This window comes from Mesorhizobium sp. Primo-A (assembly GCF_003997175.1).
Taxonomy (GTDB): domain Bacteria; phylum Pseudomonadota; class Alphaproteobacteria; order Rhizobiales; family Rhizobiaceae; genus Mesorhizobium; species Mesorhizobium ciceri.
Window position 1 is genome coordinate 192835 of sequence record NZ_RZTG01000011.1, and the last position, 17050, is coordinate 209884.

18 protein-coding genes are annotated in these 17050 nt (G+C 63.6%); 7 read left to right on the plus strand and 11 right to left on the minus strand.

The features are described from left to right. Window positions 1-45: 45 nt before the first annotated feature. On the plus strand, window positions 46-312 hold the full coding sequence (locus EOC83_RS21330; RefSeq protein WP_024503962.1) for a BrnA antitoxin family protein: 267 nt from the start codon (window positions 46-48) through the stop codon (window positions 310-312). 17 nt (window positions 313-329) lie between these two features. On the opposite strand, the gene EOC83_RS21335 is transcribed toward EOC83_RS21330, so the two are convergent. The 9 genes from EOC83_RS21335 to EOC83_RS21375 form a co-directional block, all read right to left on the minus strand. Next, a complete protein-coding gene (locus tag EOC83_RS21335) occupies window positions 330-686 on the minus strand; it encodes a cupin domain-containing protein (protein ID WP_013530464.1) in 357 nt (118 codons plus the stop codon). 9 nt (window positions 687-695) lie between these two features. Next, a complete protein-coding gene (locus tag EOC83_RS21340; protein ID WP_063168696.1) occupies window positions 696-2078 on the minus strand; it encodes an FAD-binding oxidoreductase in 1383 nt (460 codons plus the stop codon). 28 nt (window positions 2079-2106) lie between these two features. Then, window positions 2107-3216, minus strand: coding sequence for an ABC transporter ATP-binding protein (locus tag EOC83_RS21345; RefSeq protein WP_063168695.1), 1110 nt, complete (start codon window positions 3214-3216; stop codon window positions 2107-2109). A 1-nt stretch (window position 3217) separates the two neighbouring features. After that, entirely contained in the window at window positions 3218-4006 is a 789-nt protein-coding gene (locus EOC83_RS21350; protein ID WP_027160917.1) for an ABC transporter permease, read from the minus strand. Next, a complete protein-coding gene (locus EOC83_RS21355) occupies window positions 4003-4911 on the minus strand; it encodes an ABC transporter permease (protein ID WP_082826516.1) in 909 nt (302 codons plus the stop codon). Before EOC83_RS21355 ends, EOC83_RS21350 begins: the two co-directional genes overlap by 4 nt. A gap of 24 nt (window positions 4912-4935) precedes the next feature. Continuing rightward, complete coding sequence (locus tag EOC83_RS21360) at window positions 4936-6015, minus strand: extracellular solute-binding protein (RefSeq protein WP_023809407.1); 1080 nt, start codon at window positions 6013-6015, stop codon at window positions 4936-4938. Between the two features lie 3 nt (window positions 6016-6018). After that, window positions 6019-6711 carry an XRE family transcriptional regulator gene (locus EOC83_RS21365; RefSeq protein ID WP_024503956.1) on the minus strand — a complete coding sequence of 231 codons (693 nt, stop codon included), beginning with the start codon at window positions 6709-6711 and terminating at the stop codon, window positions 6019-6021. Window positions 6712-6843: 132 nt separating this feature from the next. Further along, the gene (locus EOC83_RS21370; RefSeq protein ID WP_013530471.1) at window positions 6844-7938 is read right to left on the minus strand and encodes an ROK family transcriptional regulator; all 1095 of its coding nucleotides are present in this window, start codon (window positions 7936-7938) and stop codon (window positions 6844-6846) included. Between the two features lie 57 nt (window positions 7939-7995). Beyond that, window positions 7996-8646, minus strand: coding sequence for an SGNH/GDSL hydrolase family protein (locus EOC83_RS21375; RefSeq protein ID WP_023809404.1), 651 nt, complete (start codon window positions 8644-8646; stop codon window positions 7996-7998). A gap of 320 nt (window positions 8647-8966) precedes the next feature. Here EOC83_RS21375 and EOC83_RS21380 point away from each other — a divergent pair, with 320 nt between their 5' ends. The 5 genes from EOC83_RS21380 to EOC83_RS21400 all read left to right on the plus strand — a co-directional run bounded on the left by EOC83_RS21380 (window position 8967) and on the right by EOC83_RS21400 (window position 14341). Then, complete coding sequence (locus tag EOC83_RS21380; RefSeq protein ID WP_013530473.1) at window positions 8967-10046, plus strand: substrate-binding domain-containing protein; 1080 nt, start codon at window positions 8967-8969, stop codon at window positions 10044-10046. An 81-nt stretch (window positions 10047-10127) separates the two neighbouring features. Further along, window positions 10128-11639 (plus strand): sugar ABC transporter ATP-binding protein, encoded by a 1512-nt coding sequence (locus EOC83_RS21385; RefSeq protein WP_013530474.1) that lies wholly within the window; start codon window positions 10128-10130, stop codon window positions 11637-11639. Window positions 11640-11648: 9 nt separating this feature from the next. Then, complete coding sequence (locus EOC83_RS21390) at window positions 11649-12611, plus strand: ABC transporter permease (protein ID WP_013530475.1); 963 nt, start codon at window positions 11649-11651, stop codon at window positions 12609-12611. A 3-nt stretch (window positions 12612-12614) separates the two neighbouring features. Beyond that, window positions 12615-13568 (plus strand): ABC transporter permease, encoded by a 954-nt coding sequence (locus tag EOC83_RS21395; RefSeq protein ID WP_063168693.1) that lies wholly within the window; start codon window positions 12615-12617, stop codon window positions 13566-13568. Window positions 13569-13657: 89 nt separating this feature from the next. Then, window positions 13658-14341, plus strand: a complete 684-nt coding sequence (locus EOC83_RS21400; RefSeq protein WP_013530477.1) for an SGNH/GDSL hydrolase family protein — start codon at window positions 13658-13660, stop codon at window positions 14339-14341. A 147-nt stretch (window positions 14342-14488) separates the two neighbouring features. On the opposite strand, the gene EOC83_RS21405 is transcribed toward EOC83_RS21400, so the two are convergent. After that, window positions 14489-14857: a hypothetical protein gene (locus EOC83_RS21405; RefSeq protein WP_224620654.1), complete on the minus strand. Its 369-nt coding sequence runs from the start codon at window positions 14855-14857 to the stop codon at window positions 14489-14491. 105 nt (window positions 14858-14962) lie between these two features. Next, window positions 14963-16066, minus strand: a complete 1104-nt coding sequence (locus EOC83_RS21410) for a histidinol-phosphate transaminase (RefSeq protein WP_082826515.1) — start codon at window positions 16064-16066, stop codon at window positions 14963-14965. A 130-nt stretch (window positions 16067-16196) separates the two neighbouring features. Here EOC83_RS21410 and EOC83_RS21415 point away from each other — a divergent pair, with 130 nt between their 5' ends. Beyond that, window positions 16197-16970 (plus strand): 3-oxoacyl-ACP reductase family protein, encoded by a 774-nt coding sequence (locus EOC83_RS21415; protein ID WP_024503950.1) that lies wholly within the window; start codon window positions 16197-16199, stop codon window positions 16968-16970. The last annotated feature ends 80 nt before the right edge of the window (window positions 16971-17050 follow it).

Genomic DNA, 17050 nt, shown 5'->3' on the forward strand with positions numbered 1-17050 from the left:
GGCGTGCTACGTCGCGCACGAATCATCCTCAGTCAGGGTCATCCAATGGCAAATCCCCCGCGCCGACCGACAAATCCGATGGCGGCCGCCGAGGCGGCTTTCAAGCCGGTGAAGAAGCCGGCTGCCCCGGTCCGAGAGCCCACGGCCGCTCCAGGCGTCAGGGAGCTTGTTTCGATCCGAATCGACCGCGCCGTGCTGGACCATTTCCAGGAGGATGGACCCGGCTGGCAGGACCGCATCAACGACGCCTTGCGGCGTGTGATAGAAGGCAAGCCGATCGTTACCGGGGGTGATCGTTCAGACGACGAGTAGCGGCTGTTCCAGCCGGCTCACGCTTCGAAGTGCAGGATGTAGAGCTTCCGCGTCTTCTCGTGGATCGTCCATTCGCCTTTCCAGCCTTTCGGCAGCACCAGCATTTCGCCCGGACCAACGTCCTCGCTGCGGCCATCGGGACCATGCAGCGAGACCCGGCCTGACACGATGTGGCAGGTTTCGGAATTGGTCTCGCGCGAGGCCGTGAAGCGGCCCGGCGTGCACTCCCAGACGCCGACTTCCAGTGCGCCATCCGGCGAGGTCCACAGCGTCGTCGAGGCTTCGAACTGATCGCCGCTGATCGAGGTCGGCTTGGGCTCAGGCTCGCCGAGGTCGATGGAGGCGAGGTGGGCGAAGGTCTGGAAGTCGGTCATGGCAGTCTCTCAATGTCCTGTGATGCGGTCGGCGATTGCGGCCAGTTTCGACGTGTGCTGGAGGCCGGCTTCCTCGCGCTCGTCGGCGACGCGATAGAGCTGATACATCGAGTGGACGCCGAGCCAGCGCATCGGCTCTGGCTCCCATTTGCTGACCTTTCGGTTGACCCAGGGCAGGCGGGTCAATTCGGTGTCGCGGCGCAGGATGAGATCGCGCAGCGTTCGGCCTGAAAGGTTGGAACTCGAGACGCCGAGCCCGACATAGCCGCCGGCCCAGCCGATGCCGGTTTCAAGATCGAGCCCTGCCGTCGTGCACCAGTCGCGCGGCACGCCCAGCACGCCGCACCAGGCGTGGTCGATGCGAAGCCTGGCTGTCTGCGGCAGCAGCCGGGTGAGGATCGCGTGCAGGCTTTCGATCGTGGCCTGCTGCGTTTGGCCGCGCACATCCGTTTGCGAGCCGTAACGATAGGGTACGCCGCGTCCGCCCATGGTGATGCGGCCTTCCCTGGTGCGCTGCGCATAGCAATAGGCGTGCGCGGAGTCGCCCAGAAGCTCATGGCCCTCCCAGCCGATCTCGTCCCACAGTGATTGCGGCAGCGGCTCGGTGATGATCTGTGCGCTGTTGAGCGGCAGCCAGAGCCGTTCATTGCCTGGTATGCCGGCCGTGAACCCTTCCGTGGCACGGATGATGATCGGCGCGCGCACGGTGCCGCGGTTCGTCGTGACCTTGCCCTTCTCGATGCCGGTCACGGTGGTCTGCTCGTAGATCGGCACACCGAGCCGCTCGACGGCTTCGGACAGGCCGCGCACCAGCTTGGCCGGCTGCACACGCGCGGTGCCGTGGTGGATATAACCGCCAAGCACATTCCTGATGTTGATGCGGGCCTTGGCCTCTGCCTGGCCGATCAGGCTGACACGCTCGCTCGGCACGCTCCAGCCGATCGCATCGGCATAGGCGGCGTTGATCCGTTCGAGCTGCGGCGGGTTGGTCGCCACCGTCAGATTGTCGACGCGGCGGATGTCGGCATCGATGCCTTCGGCTTCGGTCACCTTGATCACTTCGTCGACCGTGCCATGCATGGCCGTTTCCATGTCGATGACAGCGCCGCGCGTCGAGGTCTGCAGATATTTCTCGCGCGACCAGCTGAAGCCGCCGGACAGCCAGCCGCCATTGCGGCCCGACGCGCCGAAGCCGGCGAACTCCCGCTCGACGATGGCGATGCGGATCGATGGATCGGCCTTCTTCAGGTAATAAGCCGTCCACAGGCCGGTGTAGCCGGCGCCGACGATGCAGACATCGGCTTCGAGATCGCCCGGAAGCGGCGCGCGATAGGGCGGCAGGCCGATGTCGGCATACCAGAACGAGACGTTGCCGTTGACTTTGGCGTCCATGTCTAAAAATCCTGCGGGGAAAGAGCGATCAGGTCATCGTCATGTCGGCGCGGTCGTCGTCGGCAAGAAGTTTTGCATCGACGACCGACCAGCGCAGATCGACCGTGTCACCAATCGAGAACGGTGTGGCTTCCAGCGACGCGCGTACGATGGCGACCGAGCCGTCGCGCAACGTCACCTGGTATTTCGAGCCGGAGCCCAGATAGATCGCCTCGCTGACTTGACCGGTGAGGCTGTTCTGCCCGGCGGCGGGAGGCGTGTTGGTGCCGGCAAGCGAAAGCTTCTCCGGCCGCAGCAGGACCACCGGTTTGCTGCCGCTGGCGAGCTTGCCGTTGGCCACGATCTTCTGGCCGGCGATCGTCAGGCTGGTTTCGTTTCCGGACGTCAGGGCGGTGCCACGCAAACTGGTCGATTCGCCGATGAACTTGGCCACGAACAGGGTCGTCGGCTCGTCGTAGAGCTGGCGGCCGGTTCCGACCTGTTCGATGCGGCCCTGATTGAAGACGGCGATGCGGTCGGACAGGACCAGCGCTTCTTCTTGGTCGTGCGTCACATAGACGAAGGTGGTGCCGAGTTCGCGGTGGATGCGCTTGATCTCCAGCTGCAGCCATTCGCGCAGTTTCTTGTCGAGCGCGCCGAGCGGTTCGTCCATCAACAGCAGCGGCGGATCGAAGACGATGGCGCGCGCCAGCGCCACGCGCTGCTGCTGGCCGCCGGAAAGTTCGGAGGGATAGCGATGCGCGAAGTCGGCCATCTTGACCATGTCCAGCGCGCGCACGACGAGACGGTCGCGCGCCTGCTTGTCCATGCCGCGCAAGGTGAGGGGATAGGCGACGTTCTTGCCGACCGTCATATGCGGAAACAGCGCGTAGTGCTGGAAGACAACGCCGATGTTGCGCTTGTGCGCCGGCAGGGCGACGATGCTTTTGCCGCCAACGGCGAGGTCGCCGGAGGTGAGGTCGGTGAAGCCCGCGACGACGTTGAGCGTCGTGGTCTTGCCCGAGCCGCTGGGGCCGAGCAGCGTCATGAACTCGCCCGGCTCGATATGCAGGCTGACATCGTCGAGTGCGGTGAAATTGCCGTAGCGCTTGGTTGCGCACTTGATGTCGATGGCCGCGCCGCGTTTCCTCGCAGTCATCTCAACTCCTCGTCGATTTCGAGCTGATGATCAGCCCGGCGCTGATGATCAGCGTCGTGGCAATGAAGATGATGGTTCCGACGGCCGTCACCGTCGGATCGGCGTCGCGGGTGATGCTGGTGAAGATCTGCACCGGCAAGGTCTTCAGGTAGGGACTGGTGATGAACAGCGCGACGATGATCTCATCGAAGGAGGTGACGAAGGCAAACAAAAGCCCGGACAGGATGCCGGGCGCGATCAGCGGCAAGGTCACGGTGCGGAATGTGGTGAAGCGGTTGGCGCCGAGACTTGCCGCCGCCGTCTCCAGCCGCGCGTCGAAGACTTCGAGGCTTGCCGACACGGCGATGATGACGAAGGGGATCGCCAGCATCGTATGTGCGATGACGAAGCCGGTGGTGGTGCCGACGAGCTGGTAGTCGAGATAGACGGCGTAGATGCCGATGGCCAGCACCACGCCGGGCACGATCATCGGCGTGATCAGGATGGCGCGCAGCAGGCCGGCGCCGGAATGTTTCATGCGGCTGAGGCCGAGCGACGCCAGCGTGCCGATCAGCGTGGCGGCGACGGCGACGAGGCCCGCGACCCTCAGCGAATTGAAGAAGCTCGACAGCCAATCGGGGTTGGTGAAGAAATTCTCGTACCATTGCCAGGAGAAGCCGGACGGCGGGAAAGCGAGCGACTTCTTCTCGTTGAATGACATCGGGATGATGACCAGCGTCGGCATCACCAGCCAGACGGCGACCAGCAGGCAGAACAGACCGAGCAGAAGGCGGGATGGTGCCAGTCTCATGATCTGGACGCCTGCTTGTGGCGCTGGCGCATCAGCGGGGCGGCGAGCGCTAGAAGCACGAAGGTCGCGACCAGCAGCACGACGCCCATGGCGCCGCCGCGGCCCCAGTTGAGCAGGCTGAGCACCTGGCTCTGCACCAGCGTCGACAGCATGGTGCTGCGCGGGCCGCCGAGCAGGGCAGGCGTGATGTAGAAGCCGAGCGACAGGATGAAGACGATGATGGCGCCGGCGAAAACGCCGGGCAGCGACAGCGGCAGATAGATTTGCAGGAAGGCGCGTGCCGGGCGCGCACCAAGGCTGCGCGCCGCCTGCACGAGGCGCAGATCGATGCCGCGCATGACCGAATAGAGCGGCAGGATCATGAACGGCAGCAGCACCTGCGCCATGCCGATGACGACGCCGGTCTGCGTGCGGATCAGCTTCACGCCGTCAAAGCCGAGCAGCCTGATGACCGAATTGATGATGCCGGAATCCTGCAGCAGGATGACCCAGGCCAGGGTGCGCACCACGCCGCTGACCCAGAACGGCACCAAAACGCACAGGATGAGGACCAGCCGCAGGCGCGGTCCGACCGCCGTCATGAGATAGGCATAGGGGTAGGCGGCGATGACGCAAACGATGGTGACCCAGGCTGCGATGGAAAAGGTGCGCCACAGGACGGTGACATTCACCGGGGTGGAAAAGAACCAGGCATAGTTCTGCAAGCCCCAAGATGGGTCCGAGAAGCTGCGCAGCGTGACGGTCAGCAAGGGATAGCCCATCGCGGCGATGAGCAAAGCCAAGGCGGGCATCGCCAGCAGCGAAGGATAGGCAGCAAGGCGCGGGCGCCGCTGCGGCGCCCGCACGGCACCTGGCGGCCGAGGATGATCACCCCCGGCCGTCGGCGTATGCGATGTCTGGCTCACGCCGTCACCTCAGCGGTAGCCGGCTCAGTTGCCGGCCATCAGCGCTGTCCACTTGTCGGACGCGGCGGCGAAGTTGGCGACCCAGAACTTGATGTTCTGCTGATAGCCGAGCTTGGCGTGGTCCGGCGTGTTGGTCAGAAAGGCGGCGACGGATGCGTCGACCTTCGGCTGTGCCTCGTTGTTGATCGGCGAGTAGGAGGTCTGCTCGGTCAGGATCTCCTGCGACTTCTTGCCGAGATAGGCGTTGATCAGCGCGTAGGAAGCGTCGGTGTCCTTGGCGCCGACCGGGATGGTCAGCTGGTCCATGACGACCAGCCAGTCCTTCCACACCGGCGTGTAGGCAGCGCCGTTCTTGACCGCCGTCATGGCGCGGCCGGTCCACATGATGATCATGTCGGCCTCGCCGGATTCGGCGAGCTGCTGGGATTCTGCGCCCGTCTTCCAGAAGATCGTGTCGGGACCGATCGCCTTGATCTTGGCGATGCCCTTGTCGATATCGGCCGGCGTCATGGCGTCGACCTTGCCGCCGTCTGCCAGGATGGCCTGTTCGATCAGGCCGCCGAGCGGGCTGCCGCTGCCGTCGATGGCGCGGGTGCCGGGAAATTTCGCGGTGTCGAAGAAGTCCTTCCAGTCCTTCGGCGGATTGTCCTTGTACGTGTCGTTCTTGTACATCAGGACCATGCCGTAGTTCATCGCCGGCACGCTGCACTCGCCGACCTGTCCGGGCGGGATGTGCGAGATGTCGAGCTTGGTCAAATCCAGCTTCTGGAACAGTTTTCCGCAATGCACGAAGGGCGGAAAATCGTCCGTATCGACGACATCCCAGGTCACATTGCCTGATTCGACCTGCGCCTGGAGCTTGGCGATTTCGGTCGGCCCATCATTCAAAAGCTTGACGCCGCTCTTGTCGACGAATTCCTTGAGGGCGGCGACCTGGCCGTCCTGGTAGATGCCGCCATAGGAGACGAAGGTCAGCGTCTTTCCCTTCAGCGAGCCGTCCACCACGGTCCCGGCCGGCGGCGCGTTCTGCGCGTGAGCGGCGGCCGCAAGCAAGGCCAGTGCGGCGGCGCCGACGAACCCGGCCAATCTTGATCTGCTTCCCATTTTCTAACCCTCCGATGGCTCGCTGTTTGATTTTGGTAGGCCGGGCGCGAGCGTTTTCCGGGCTACATATTGGTCGAGGTCGACGGCGCCGCTGGTCGGCGGCGCAATGATCCACAGCACTTCGGCCACCGTATCGCCGACATTGATCGTCCGGTGGGGCGTCGAGGTCGAATATTCGATGCTATCGCCCTCTTCGAGGGTGAAGCTCTCCTCGCCGAGCGTCAGTTGCACGCGTCCGCGCAGCACGAGGAACATCTCGCTCGCGTTGCCGTGCGTGTAGGGCACGTCGCCGGTCGAGCCGCCGACGGCGAACTCGCCGCAATAGACTTCCATCTCGCGGATCGGCCGGCGCGACAGCAGCGTCTTGCGGTAGCCTTCGCTGGTCGGCAGCGCCGGCCGCTCGCTGCGTGTCAGCACCGCGTGCGGCGACACTTCGCATTCGTCGAAAAGATCGGCGAGGCTGATGCCGAGCGCATTGGCAATCAGCATCAGCGTGCTGGTGTTGGCGCCGGAAAGGCCGCGCTCGAGCTGGCTTAGGAAACTGGCGGTGGTGCCGATCATGTCGCCGAGCTGGCGCAGCGTCAGGCGCCGCGTGGTGCGATAGGCCTTGATCCGATCGCCCAATACCGTCGAGCGGCGCGCTTCGGCGCTGGTCGCGGCATTGTCGTTGAGTGCGTGATCCGCAGCGATTTTCATGGCGATCTCAGGGTTCACTTAACATGCTATTAAGTGGGGCGTCCTGGCAAGCGGATTCGCCTGGTCACCTGAAAATCATTGATGGACCTGCAGAGGGCATGATCGGCCGACCGGCAACCCGGTTCAGCTCGATCACTGGATCATGAAGCGCGAACTGAATGGCAGGCTTGCCGCGCCGACGGCCTTCGGGCTGATGGTGACGCGCGCCGGCAGCGCTTCGATGCCGGGGAATTCCCGGCCGATGTCGTCGCACAAGGCCTCGGCAATCTTTTGCGGCGCATAGCTGGACAGGACGACCGTCCTGAACTCGACAAACTGGGTCAGCGCGGAGATCGACGCTTTCAGGCGGTCGGAACACTCGCCCAGCCATGCGCTGTAGGCCTCGCCCAGATCGGGCCACTCAGGGCTGCTGCTCCAGATGATTTCGGACGGGCGCCCGCGCATGGCCAGTTCGCTCTCCAGGCGCATCAGGCCGTGATCGAAGCTGGCGCTGGAGTTTCCCTTGTAGATCTGGTGGTTGAGGATGAGCCTGCTCTGCAGCCGTGCTCCGAGATAGAAGAACAGATAATCGTTGAGCGGCTTTGCGACGCCGAACATACTCTCGCCGCCGGCCGCAGCGGTGATGTCGTTCTGCACGAAAACGGGCAGCTTGATCTGTTCCTCGATCTCGGCCTGCAAGGCCTTGAGCGAGGTGCTCGATCCGTTGCGGGTTGCAGCCATCGTGTCGACATCGTCGGGAACCGCCAGGCCGATGCCGGCAACCCGGCTGCGCGCCTCGACCGGCAGGCTGGTCATGGCTTGCCCGATCGCGCCGAACAGATCGCTGCTTTGCGGAAACGGATTGGCTTCATCCGCCGGCAACTGCGTGTGGAAGCGCACCGTGCCGATGAAGTCGATGAGCGCGATGTCGATCCTGCGCCGGCTGAAGCCGACGCCAACCGCATAGGCGCCCTCCGGGTTGAGTGAAAGCGGGATCGTCGGCGGCCCGACGCGGCCGCGCTGCGCCTCGCCCTGCGAGACCAGGCCCTCCTGCTCGAGCGAGCGAACGATGACTGAAGCCGTCTGCGCCGACAGGCCGGTCTTCTCGCCGATTTCCATCCGCGAAATGCCTTCGTTCTGAAGCAGCAGGGACAGCACCAGCCGCTCGTTGTAGCTGCGGACGCTCAATGCATTCAGCCCGCTCGCACGATCGGCGATGCGCAAGGGATTGGGTGGTGCGAATCTCATGTCAGGCAAAGGTCGCCCCGTCGGTAAGAGCGCGTTGCCTGGCGGCGGTATGGTTGCTCATGTCGAGCGGCTCCAGCCGATGGCATCGACCGCGCGGGCGAGCGCGGTGCCCAGCAATCTGTGCGCCTCGGCATCGATGTGAAAGCCGTCCGCCTCGCTGCACGACACCACCGAGCCGGCATCGAAAAAGTGCAGTTCGAGCGAGTCCGCCAGAACCTCGAACTCGAGCGCGAGCAGGCGCGATTTCTCCGGCGCGCCGGCGAATATGGACTTCCATTCCTTGACGTCGTCCTGCATCGGCGGTGGCGCCACGATCATGATCTCGGGCGTCGAGCCGCCCGGACCTGGCGCCAGCTCCTTGATGTCGTAGACGAGGCAGCCGATCCCCATCGCCACTTCCGACGGCGGCTTGTTGAAGCGGATCTTCAGATCGTTGGTGCCGAGCATGATGATGACGAGGTCGAGCGTCGCATGGCTCTGCAGGCAAGGACGAAGATAGGTTCGGCCGTTCTTGTGGGCGCCCTCGATCGGGTCGTCGTGGACGGTGGTGCGGCCGCTCAACCCCTCCTCGATGACATACCAGTCAGGGCCCAGCTGAGAACGCAATATGCCCGGCCAGCGTTCACCCGGACCATAGCGCTCGAGCGGCCCCCTGCCGGGGATCTGGCCGTGCGTGTTGGAGTCGCCGTAGCACAAGACTGATCGCATGTTTTTCCCGCCGGGACAGACTGCGCGCCGAAGCCGGCGAGCGCCATTCATGATGGATAGTGGAGCGGCGAAAGGCAAGCAAGGGAATAGTCATTCAACCTGACTAACTATTGACAGGGCGAATCCGCTGTGCTTCTAAAGTGCCCGGAGGAGTTCTCGACCGTCATCATCGTCCAGCAGAAGTTGGGCTTCGACACGCATGTGTTCGGGGGCGGGAGAATTGCGCGCATCGGTCGGTTTGTGACGGGGGCATGCATTGGGAGAGCGTCTCGTGGCCATACGAATTTGTAGGCCGGAGCAACCACAAGGAGGAGTGTTCAATGTTAGGATTGCTGAAAACCGTCGGCCTGGGGATGCTCGTTGCGTCCACGCTTGCCGTGACGTCCCTGGCGCATGCGCAAGACGTCAAGCTGATGGACGGCGTGGCGCCGCGCCCCGACGACACGCGCATGACCGCCGCCGGTGCGTTCAAGAAGGACCCGCCCTGGGTCATCGGCATGAGCGACTTCGGTGTCAACGCAAACACCTGGACGGTGCAGGTGGCGCATGAGGCGGAGAACGCCGCGGCCAAGGACAAGCGCATCTCGAAATTCATCCTGCTCGATGCCGGCTTCGACCAGAAGAAGCAGGTGGCCGATATCGAGGACCTGATCGCACAGCATGTCGACGCCATCATCGTTCAACCGGTGACCAGCACGTCGGCCAATGCCAGCATCGCCAAGGCGGTCGCCGCCGGCATCCCGGTCATCCTTCACACCGGGCGTATCGATTCCGACGCCTACACCACCGAAATCCAGGGCGGCGCCGAGCACTTCGGCAAGGTCATGGGCGACTGGCTGGTGAAGACCGTCGGCGACAACGGCAAGATCTGGGTCCTGCGTGGCCTGGCCGGCCATCCGGAAGACACCAACCGCTATAACGGCCTCCTGGAATCGCTCAAGGGCACGCATGTGCAGATCATTGCCGAGGAGCATGGCGACTGGCAGTACGACAAGGCCAAGAAGCTGTGCGAGACGCTCTATCTGAACAATCCGCAGGTCGACGGCATCTGGTCGTCCGGCGCCGACATGACGCGCGCCTGCGTCGATGTCTTCAAGCAGTTCGGCACACCCATTCCGCCGATTTCGGGCGAGGGCAACAATGGCTATTTCGGCCAGTGGATTACGGATGGGTTCAAGTCGATCTCTCCGGAATACAGTCCCGCCCAGGGCGCTGCCGGCGTGCGCGCTGCCGTTGCCCTTCTGGAAGGCAAGCAGCTCTACAAGCGCTATGTCTACAATCCCGACGGATGGGACCAGGACAAGGCCAAGAAATACTATCGCGATGACCTGACCGCCAATGTCTGGTGGCCAAGCGAACTGCCGGAAGACAAGCTCAAGGAATATTACGGCAAGAAGTGACGGCGCCGTGGCTGGCGGGGAGTGGACAAACATTCCCCGCAGGCCGTTCCATGTGTCGAATCCGGTTCGTTCGAGGGTTTCGTGACCAATCTTGTCGAGATGTCCCACATTTCGAAGGCATTCGGAGGGAGCAAGGCGCTCCACTCCGTTTCCCTCGACCTCAAGGCGGGCAGCATCCACGCCCTGATGGGCGAGAACGGTGCCGGCAAATCGACGTTGATGAAGATTCTGGCGGGCGTGCATCAGCCCGATTCCGGCGAGATCTTCATGAGCGGCGAGAAGCTCGATCTGAAGTCGCCGCGCGCCGCGCTCGATGCCGGCATTTCGACCGTTTTCCAGGAGCATTCGCTGCTGCCCAATCTGTCGATCGCCGAGAACATGTTCCTCGGCCGGGAGCCGACGACCCGGTTCGGCTCGATCGACTATCCCGCGATGAAAAGCCAGACCGCCAGGGCGCTTGGCGAACTCGGCCTCACGCTCGACCCGTCGCAACTCGTTTCCAACCTGACCATAGCCGAGCGGCAATTCGTCGAGATCGCGCATTGCATCCAGGCCGACGCCAGCGTGCTCATCCTCGATGAGCCGACGGCGGCGCTCAACGCGGCCGATGTCGATGTGCTCAACCGCAACATCCGCCGGCTGCGCGACAAGGGAAAAGCCATCGTCTACATCTCGCATCGCATGGAGGAGATCTTCGAGTTGTGCGACACCGTGACGGTGCTGAAGGATGGCGCACTGGTCGGCACAAGGACGGTGCCCGAGATCACCACCGACGAACTCATCGCCATGATGGTCGGACGCGAACTCCAGGACCTTTTTCCCGATCGTACGGGCGATGTAGGCGATGAGATACTGCGCGTCGAAAACCTCAAGATCACCGAGACATCGCAGCCGCTGTCGCTGACTTTGCACAAGGGCGAGATCGTCGCCCTGGCCGGGCTGGAAGGGCAGGGCCAGCAGCGCTTCCTGCGATCGCTGATTGGCCGCTACCATCCCTTCGCCGGGACGATTTCCATCAACGGCAAGGCGCTGAAGATGCCGCTCCCGGCGTCGGCGGGCGTTCGGTATTTGCAGCAGCTGAAGGTCGGCTTCGTTCCCGAGGACCGCAAGGAAGAGGGGCTCTTCCTCGCTTTGCCGATCGCCCACAACATCGCCATCGGATTGCATTCGAGGCGCCCGGAACTTGCGCCGGCGCGGCCATATCGAAACGTCATCGCCCGCATGATGGAGGTCATGAACATAAAGGCGGCGGGCCTGTCGGCTGCGGTCGGTTCGCTGTCGGGCGGCAACCAGCAAAAGGTTCTGCTCGGCCGCTACCTTGCCGCCGATCTCGATCTTCTGCTGGTCGAAGAGCCGACGCGCGGCGTCGACATCGGCGCCAAGTCCGAGATCTACCATCTTCTGCGGGACTTCACCGCGAAGGGCGGCGCGGTGCTGGTGCTGTCGCGCGAGACGATCGAGCTGATCGGGCTCTGCGACCGCATCTACGTCGTCCATCACGACACGATCGTGGCCGAAATGCCGGCAGCGCAGGCGAGCGAACACAAGATTCTCGACGCGGCCCTCATGGGCGGCTCCACGCGCCAGCATTAGGGGCCTGCCATGGTTCGTTCGGTTTTCAACATCCTGAATGGCCGGAACACGCGGCAGGGCCTGTGGGGCCTGCCGCTGCTGGTCGCCTTGCTCATTTCGCTGTGGCTGACCGTCGAGACGACGCAGTTCGCCACGGCCGAAAACCTCTTCAACCTGGTTGCCCAGGCGATGCCGCTGATCATCGCGGCGATCGGACAGCTCGTCGTCGTGCTCATCGGCGGGCTCGACCTGTCGGTCGGCTCGGTCATCAGCTTCACCACCGCGGTGCTGGCGCTCGACCAGCCAGCGATTGTGTTGATCCCGGCGGTCTTCGTGCTGGCGGCAGTCATCGGGCTGATCAACGGTCTGGCGATCACCCGTTTCAACGTCCATCCGATCATCGCGACGCTGTCGACGCAGTACATCGTGCTCGGCATCACGCGCATCCTGCGGCCCGTCTCCGGCGGCACGGTGCCGGAGATCGTCATCGATGCCGTCTCGGGCAGTTTCCTCGGCATTCCCTATCCGGTTTTCTGGGGCATCGTCGTGATCCTGGCAGCGTGGAAACTGCTCTACGGATCCCGGTACGGGCTGCATCTGTTTGCGATTGGCGGCGGCATCGCGTCCGGCGCCGAGAGTGCTGCCCGCAATTTCGGCGTCTCCGACCGCCGCAACATCATCCTCGCCTATGTGATCTGTTCCTGTTTCGCAGCCGTTGCCGGTGTCTTCCTCGCCGGGCGCATCGTGTCGGGCGATCCGAATGTCGGGCTGCTTTTCGAACTCGATACCGTCACCGCCGTGGCGCTTGGAGGCACCCAGCTTTCCGGTGGCATAGGCAGCCTGCACGGCACCGTGATCGGCGCGCTGGTCATGGCGCTGCTGGCCAATGGCATGAACCTCGCCAACGTCTCGCCGTTCGTCCAGACCGCGATCAAGGGCGGCATCCTGCTGGCGGTGGTCGGGCTGCAATCCCGCAAGAAGATGGGGCTCTGAAAGATGGCTGCCGTTCTCGCAAATCCGATCGCCCGGCGCCTGCTGCGCATACCGCCGTCCTATTTTGTCTTCCTCGTGCTGCTGGCCACGCTGTGGATCGCACGGCCGAACATGCTCAACCTCAACATCATGGGTATCTTCGTCAGGCAGATCGTCCCGCTCGGCATCCTGGTTCTGGGGCAGCTCGTCGTCATGCGGGTGAAGTCGATCGACCTTTCCGGCGGCGGCATCATCCTGCTCATCAACTATTTCATTTCGTCGGGCACTTTCCCCGGCGCGTCGATGCCTTTCTTCGTCGTGCTGGCGCTCGGTACCGGCCTCGTCATCGGCCTGTTCAACGGCTTCATGATAGGGAGCCGGCGGGTGTCGGCGGTCATCGTCACGCTGGCGGTCAGCATCATCCTGGTCGGGCTGGTGCAGTTCCTGTCGAGCGGCAATCCGCCCGGCGATGTGCCGAAGCTGTTCAACGACCTCTACAACACGAAATTCCTGTCGGTTCCGACGCCGGTGCTGTTCTGGGTCCTGCTGACCGCTTTGGTGTGGCTGCTGCTGTCGCGGACCGTCTTTGGCCGCTACGTCGCCTCGGTCGGGGAGAATGCCGAAGCCGCGCATTTTTCCGGCGTGCCGGTCCAGCGCACGGTGATCCTTGCGCACACGCTCGCCGGCCTGATCGCGGCGATCGCGGCCCTGGTACAGACCGGTTCGATCGCCGTCGGCAGCGTCCGTGTCGGCCTCGACCTGCCGATCCTGGCGGTCGCGGCAACGATCCTCGGCGGCGTCGTCTTCGGTCGCGGCGACGGTGGCGTCTGGGGACCTTTCTTCGGGGCGTTGTGCTTTGCGCTGCTGTTCGTGGTGATGACCGTGCTCGGCATCGACGAGCCCGGCAAGCTCATCGCGCAGGGCGTCATCATCCTGGGTGCCGCGATCTTCTACGGAGTGCGGGTGCGAAACCCCTGACCTGAGACGGCGAAAGCAAGCCGACCGGTGTTCGCCGGGACCGACAAATCCACGCGTTCAGACAATTGCAAACAGATGGAGAAACATGGATGTCACCGCCAAAAAACATCATGTGCTATGGCGACTCGCTGACCTGGGGCTGGGTTCCGGTCAAGGAGGGGTCGCCGACCTACCGCTACCCCTATGACCAGCGCTGGACCGGTGTGATGGCGGCGGCGCTGGGAGGGGGCTACCACATCATCGAGGAAGGCCTGAGCGCGCGCACGACATGTCTCGACGACCCCAACGATCCGCGCCTGAACGGGGCGAACTACCTGCCCTCGGCCATCGCCAGCCATCTGCCGCTGGACCTGGTCATCGTCATGCTCGGCACCAACGACACCAAGTCCTATTTCCGCCGGACGCCTTATGAGATCGCCAATGGAATGGCGAAACTGGTCGGGCAGATCCTGACCAGTGCCGGCGGCATCGGCACCCCTTATCCGGCCCCCAAGGCGCTGGTCATTGCGCCGCCGCCGCTGACCCCGATGCCCGATCCATGGTTCGAGGGCATGTTCGGCGGCGGGCACGAAAAATCCAGGGACCTGGCCAGGCAGTACAAGGCGATGGCGGATTTCATGAAGATCGATTTCCTCAATGCCGGCGATTACCTCACCACGGACGGTGTCGACGGAATTCATTTCACCGCCGCAAACAACGCCGATCTGGGACGCGCCGTCGCCGACAAGGTCAAGTCGATCCTCGAGCCGGGCCAGGTCAGCACCGCCGCTTGAAGCCGCCACGCCCGTCGGCTTGCGGCACACAGGCCCACGGCGCAGGTGTGTCGCAGGTTCCTCCGGCGATGCACATCGATGCGGGGCCGAACGATGCGTTTGGCCCCGCATTGATATGGCGCCCGGCGCCGGCAGATGTGCGTCGATCTAGGGGCTTGGCCTCGGAACATCATCGGCCGATGCTTTGGTTTGACGATCGAAGACGACCGCCAGGCCGTTCTTGACGGCAAGTGAGGCGACCATGTCGTCGAGCTCGCGATCGGGAATGGCGGGTTTGAGGACCTGCCGGATGGCCCGATAGGCCTGCTCGGTCGACACATAGTCATAGCGCTTTTTACGCGCTTCCACATATTGCTCGATGAGAATGCCCAATCGGCGGGCGGCTATGTCATCTGGCTGCTGCAAGGGAGCCTCCTCAAGCGTCGATCGTTTGCAGACCCCCCGGATGTAAAAACCCACGCTGCGAAAGTTAAGGCCTGCGGCTGGTCCGAAGCCAAATAAATACGCTGTGGTCATCGACGATCCGCACGGCAGCCAAGCCAAGCGTCGGTCAAGGCCTTGGGCGAAATAGGGCGGCAGCGATCGGCTCCCAAGCGCGGAGCGATCCGCCCAGACGTGCATTCACAACAGCGTCGACAGAGCGGCCATGAAGTGGTCGTTTTCCGAAGTCGAGCCGATGCTGACACGCACATAGGTGTCAAAGCCCTGCTGCTTCCACGGTTTGACGATGACCCCTTGCCGCAGCAGGCCTTCGACGAAGACGGAGGCATCTTGCCGGCAGTTGAAGAACAGGAAATTGCCTCTGGAGGCGGCGACGTCGAGGCCCTTGCTCGCCAGGAAAGTCTCGACGCGTTTTCTCTCCGCCCTGGCCAGAGCTACGACCCTGGCGAGGTGTTCGTCATCGGCCAGCGCCGCGAATGCTGCGGCCTGGGCCATGCCGTTGGCGTTGAAAGGCGTGCGGACGCGGTCGAGCAGCGTGCGCAGCTCCGGGTCGCCGACGATGCCGAAGCCGATCCGCAATCCGGCCAGGCCGAACGCCTTGGAAAAGGTCCGAAGCACGATCCACGGCCGGTCGAGCTTTCCCAGATAGGGCAGGGATGACGCATAGTCGTCGCCCTTGGCATATTCGGCATAGGCTTCGTCGATGACGATCAGCGTCTCGTCGCTCGTCGCATCCAGAACCCTCGACAGATTGCCGCCGGAGAGCCAGCTGCCGACCGGGTTCATCGGGTTCGAGAACAGCAGCATGCGCGGCCGTTCGCGCACCGCCTCGACCAGCGCATCGACATTGATGGTCAGATCGTCGTTGACGACAACGCGATTGACGGTAGCGCCCATCAACGTGGTGTAGTCCTCATGCAGCGGAAACGACGGATAGAGCGTGACGACGGCGTCGCCCGGCCGCAACACGGCGCGGCTGATGACGGAGAGAAGATCTTCGGAACCGTTGCCGAGGATAATCTGGTCCTCGGCGACGGCATATTTGTCGCCGATCGCCTGGCGCAGCTTGCGCCCGGCAGGATCCGGATAGAGGCGGAACATCTCGGAGCCGGCATGCATCGTGGCGGCGAGGGTCGGGCTGGGCCCGAGCGGGTTTTCGTTCGAGCCCAGTTTGGCGATTCTGGCCGGTGCGTATCGTTTCCGTACCTCGTCAATGGTCAGTCCGGAATTGTAGGGCGACAGGCGGTTGACTTCGGTGCGGACCATATCCGAGGCTTTCGACACGGGCTGGCTCCTCTGCGGTGGATTTCGTCATCCGTACCGCAGCTGAAATGCTTTGTATATGCTTGTATATGTAACTTGACCTGATAGTCTCTACGCCGAAGCGGAAACCGACACCGACCAGGAGGATCACATGCGCAACGCTTCTCTCTTCGATCTCTCCGGCAGGAAGGCGCTTGTCACCGGCGCCAGCCGTGGCATCGGGCGCAGCATCGCCGAAGCGCTGAGTGCTGCCGGCGCCGACGTCGCGGTCACGGCGCGCAGCCTGGCCGCGCTGGAGCACACGACGGTCGCCATCCGCGCGGCCGGTGGGGTGGCGCATGCCATCGCTCTCGACGTCACCGATGTCGGCCGCTGCCGCGCAGCCACCAACGAGGCTGCCAGCCTGCTTGGTGGTCTCGACATTCTCGTCAACAATGCCGGGATGGAGGAGGTGCGGCCCTCGCTCGATGTCGACGAGGCGCTGTGGGACAGGATCGTCGACACGAATCTGAAGGGAGCGTTCTTCTGCGCCCAGGCCGCCGCGCGGCAGATGCGCGACGCCGGCCGTCCCGGCACCATCATCAACCTGTGCTCGCTGACGTCGGAAGTCGGAATCCCAACCGCGGTGCCGTATGGCTCGTCGAAGTCCGGCCTGCTCGGCATGACGCGGGCGCTTGCGGCCGAGTGGGCGGAGCTTGGCATAAGGGTCAACGCCATCGCGCCGGGCTATTTCAGGACGGCGATGACGGACGTTTTTTACAACAACGAGGCATGGCAGCACTCCATGCTGGCCAAGATCCCGCAGCGGCGTTTCGGTGATCTCTCCGACCTGCATGGCATCGCCGTGTTCCTCGCTTCGGATGCGGCGGCCTACATAACCGGCCAGTCCATTCCGGTCGATGGCGGCTTTCTCGCCTCGATCTGATGAGGCAGGTTTATCTCGGTAGTTTCGACGGGAAGGAAGATGGAAAAATCGCTGGCGACCGTCACATAGACATGTATATA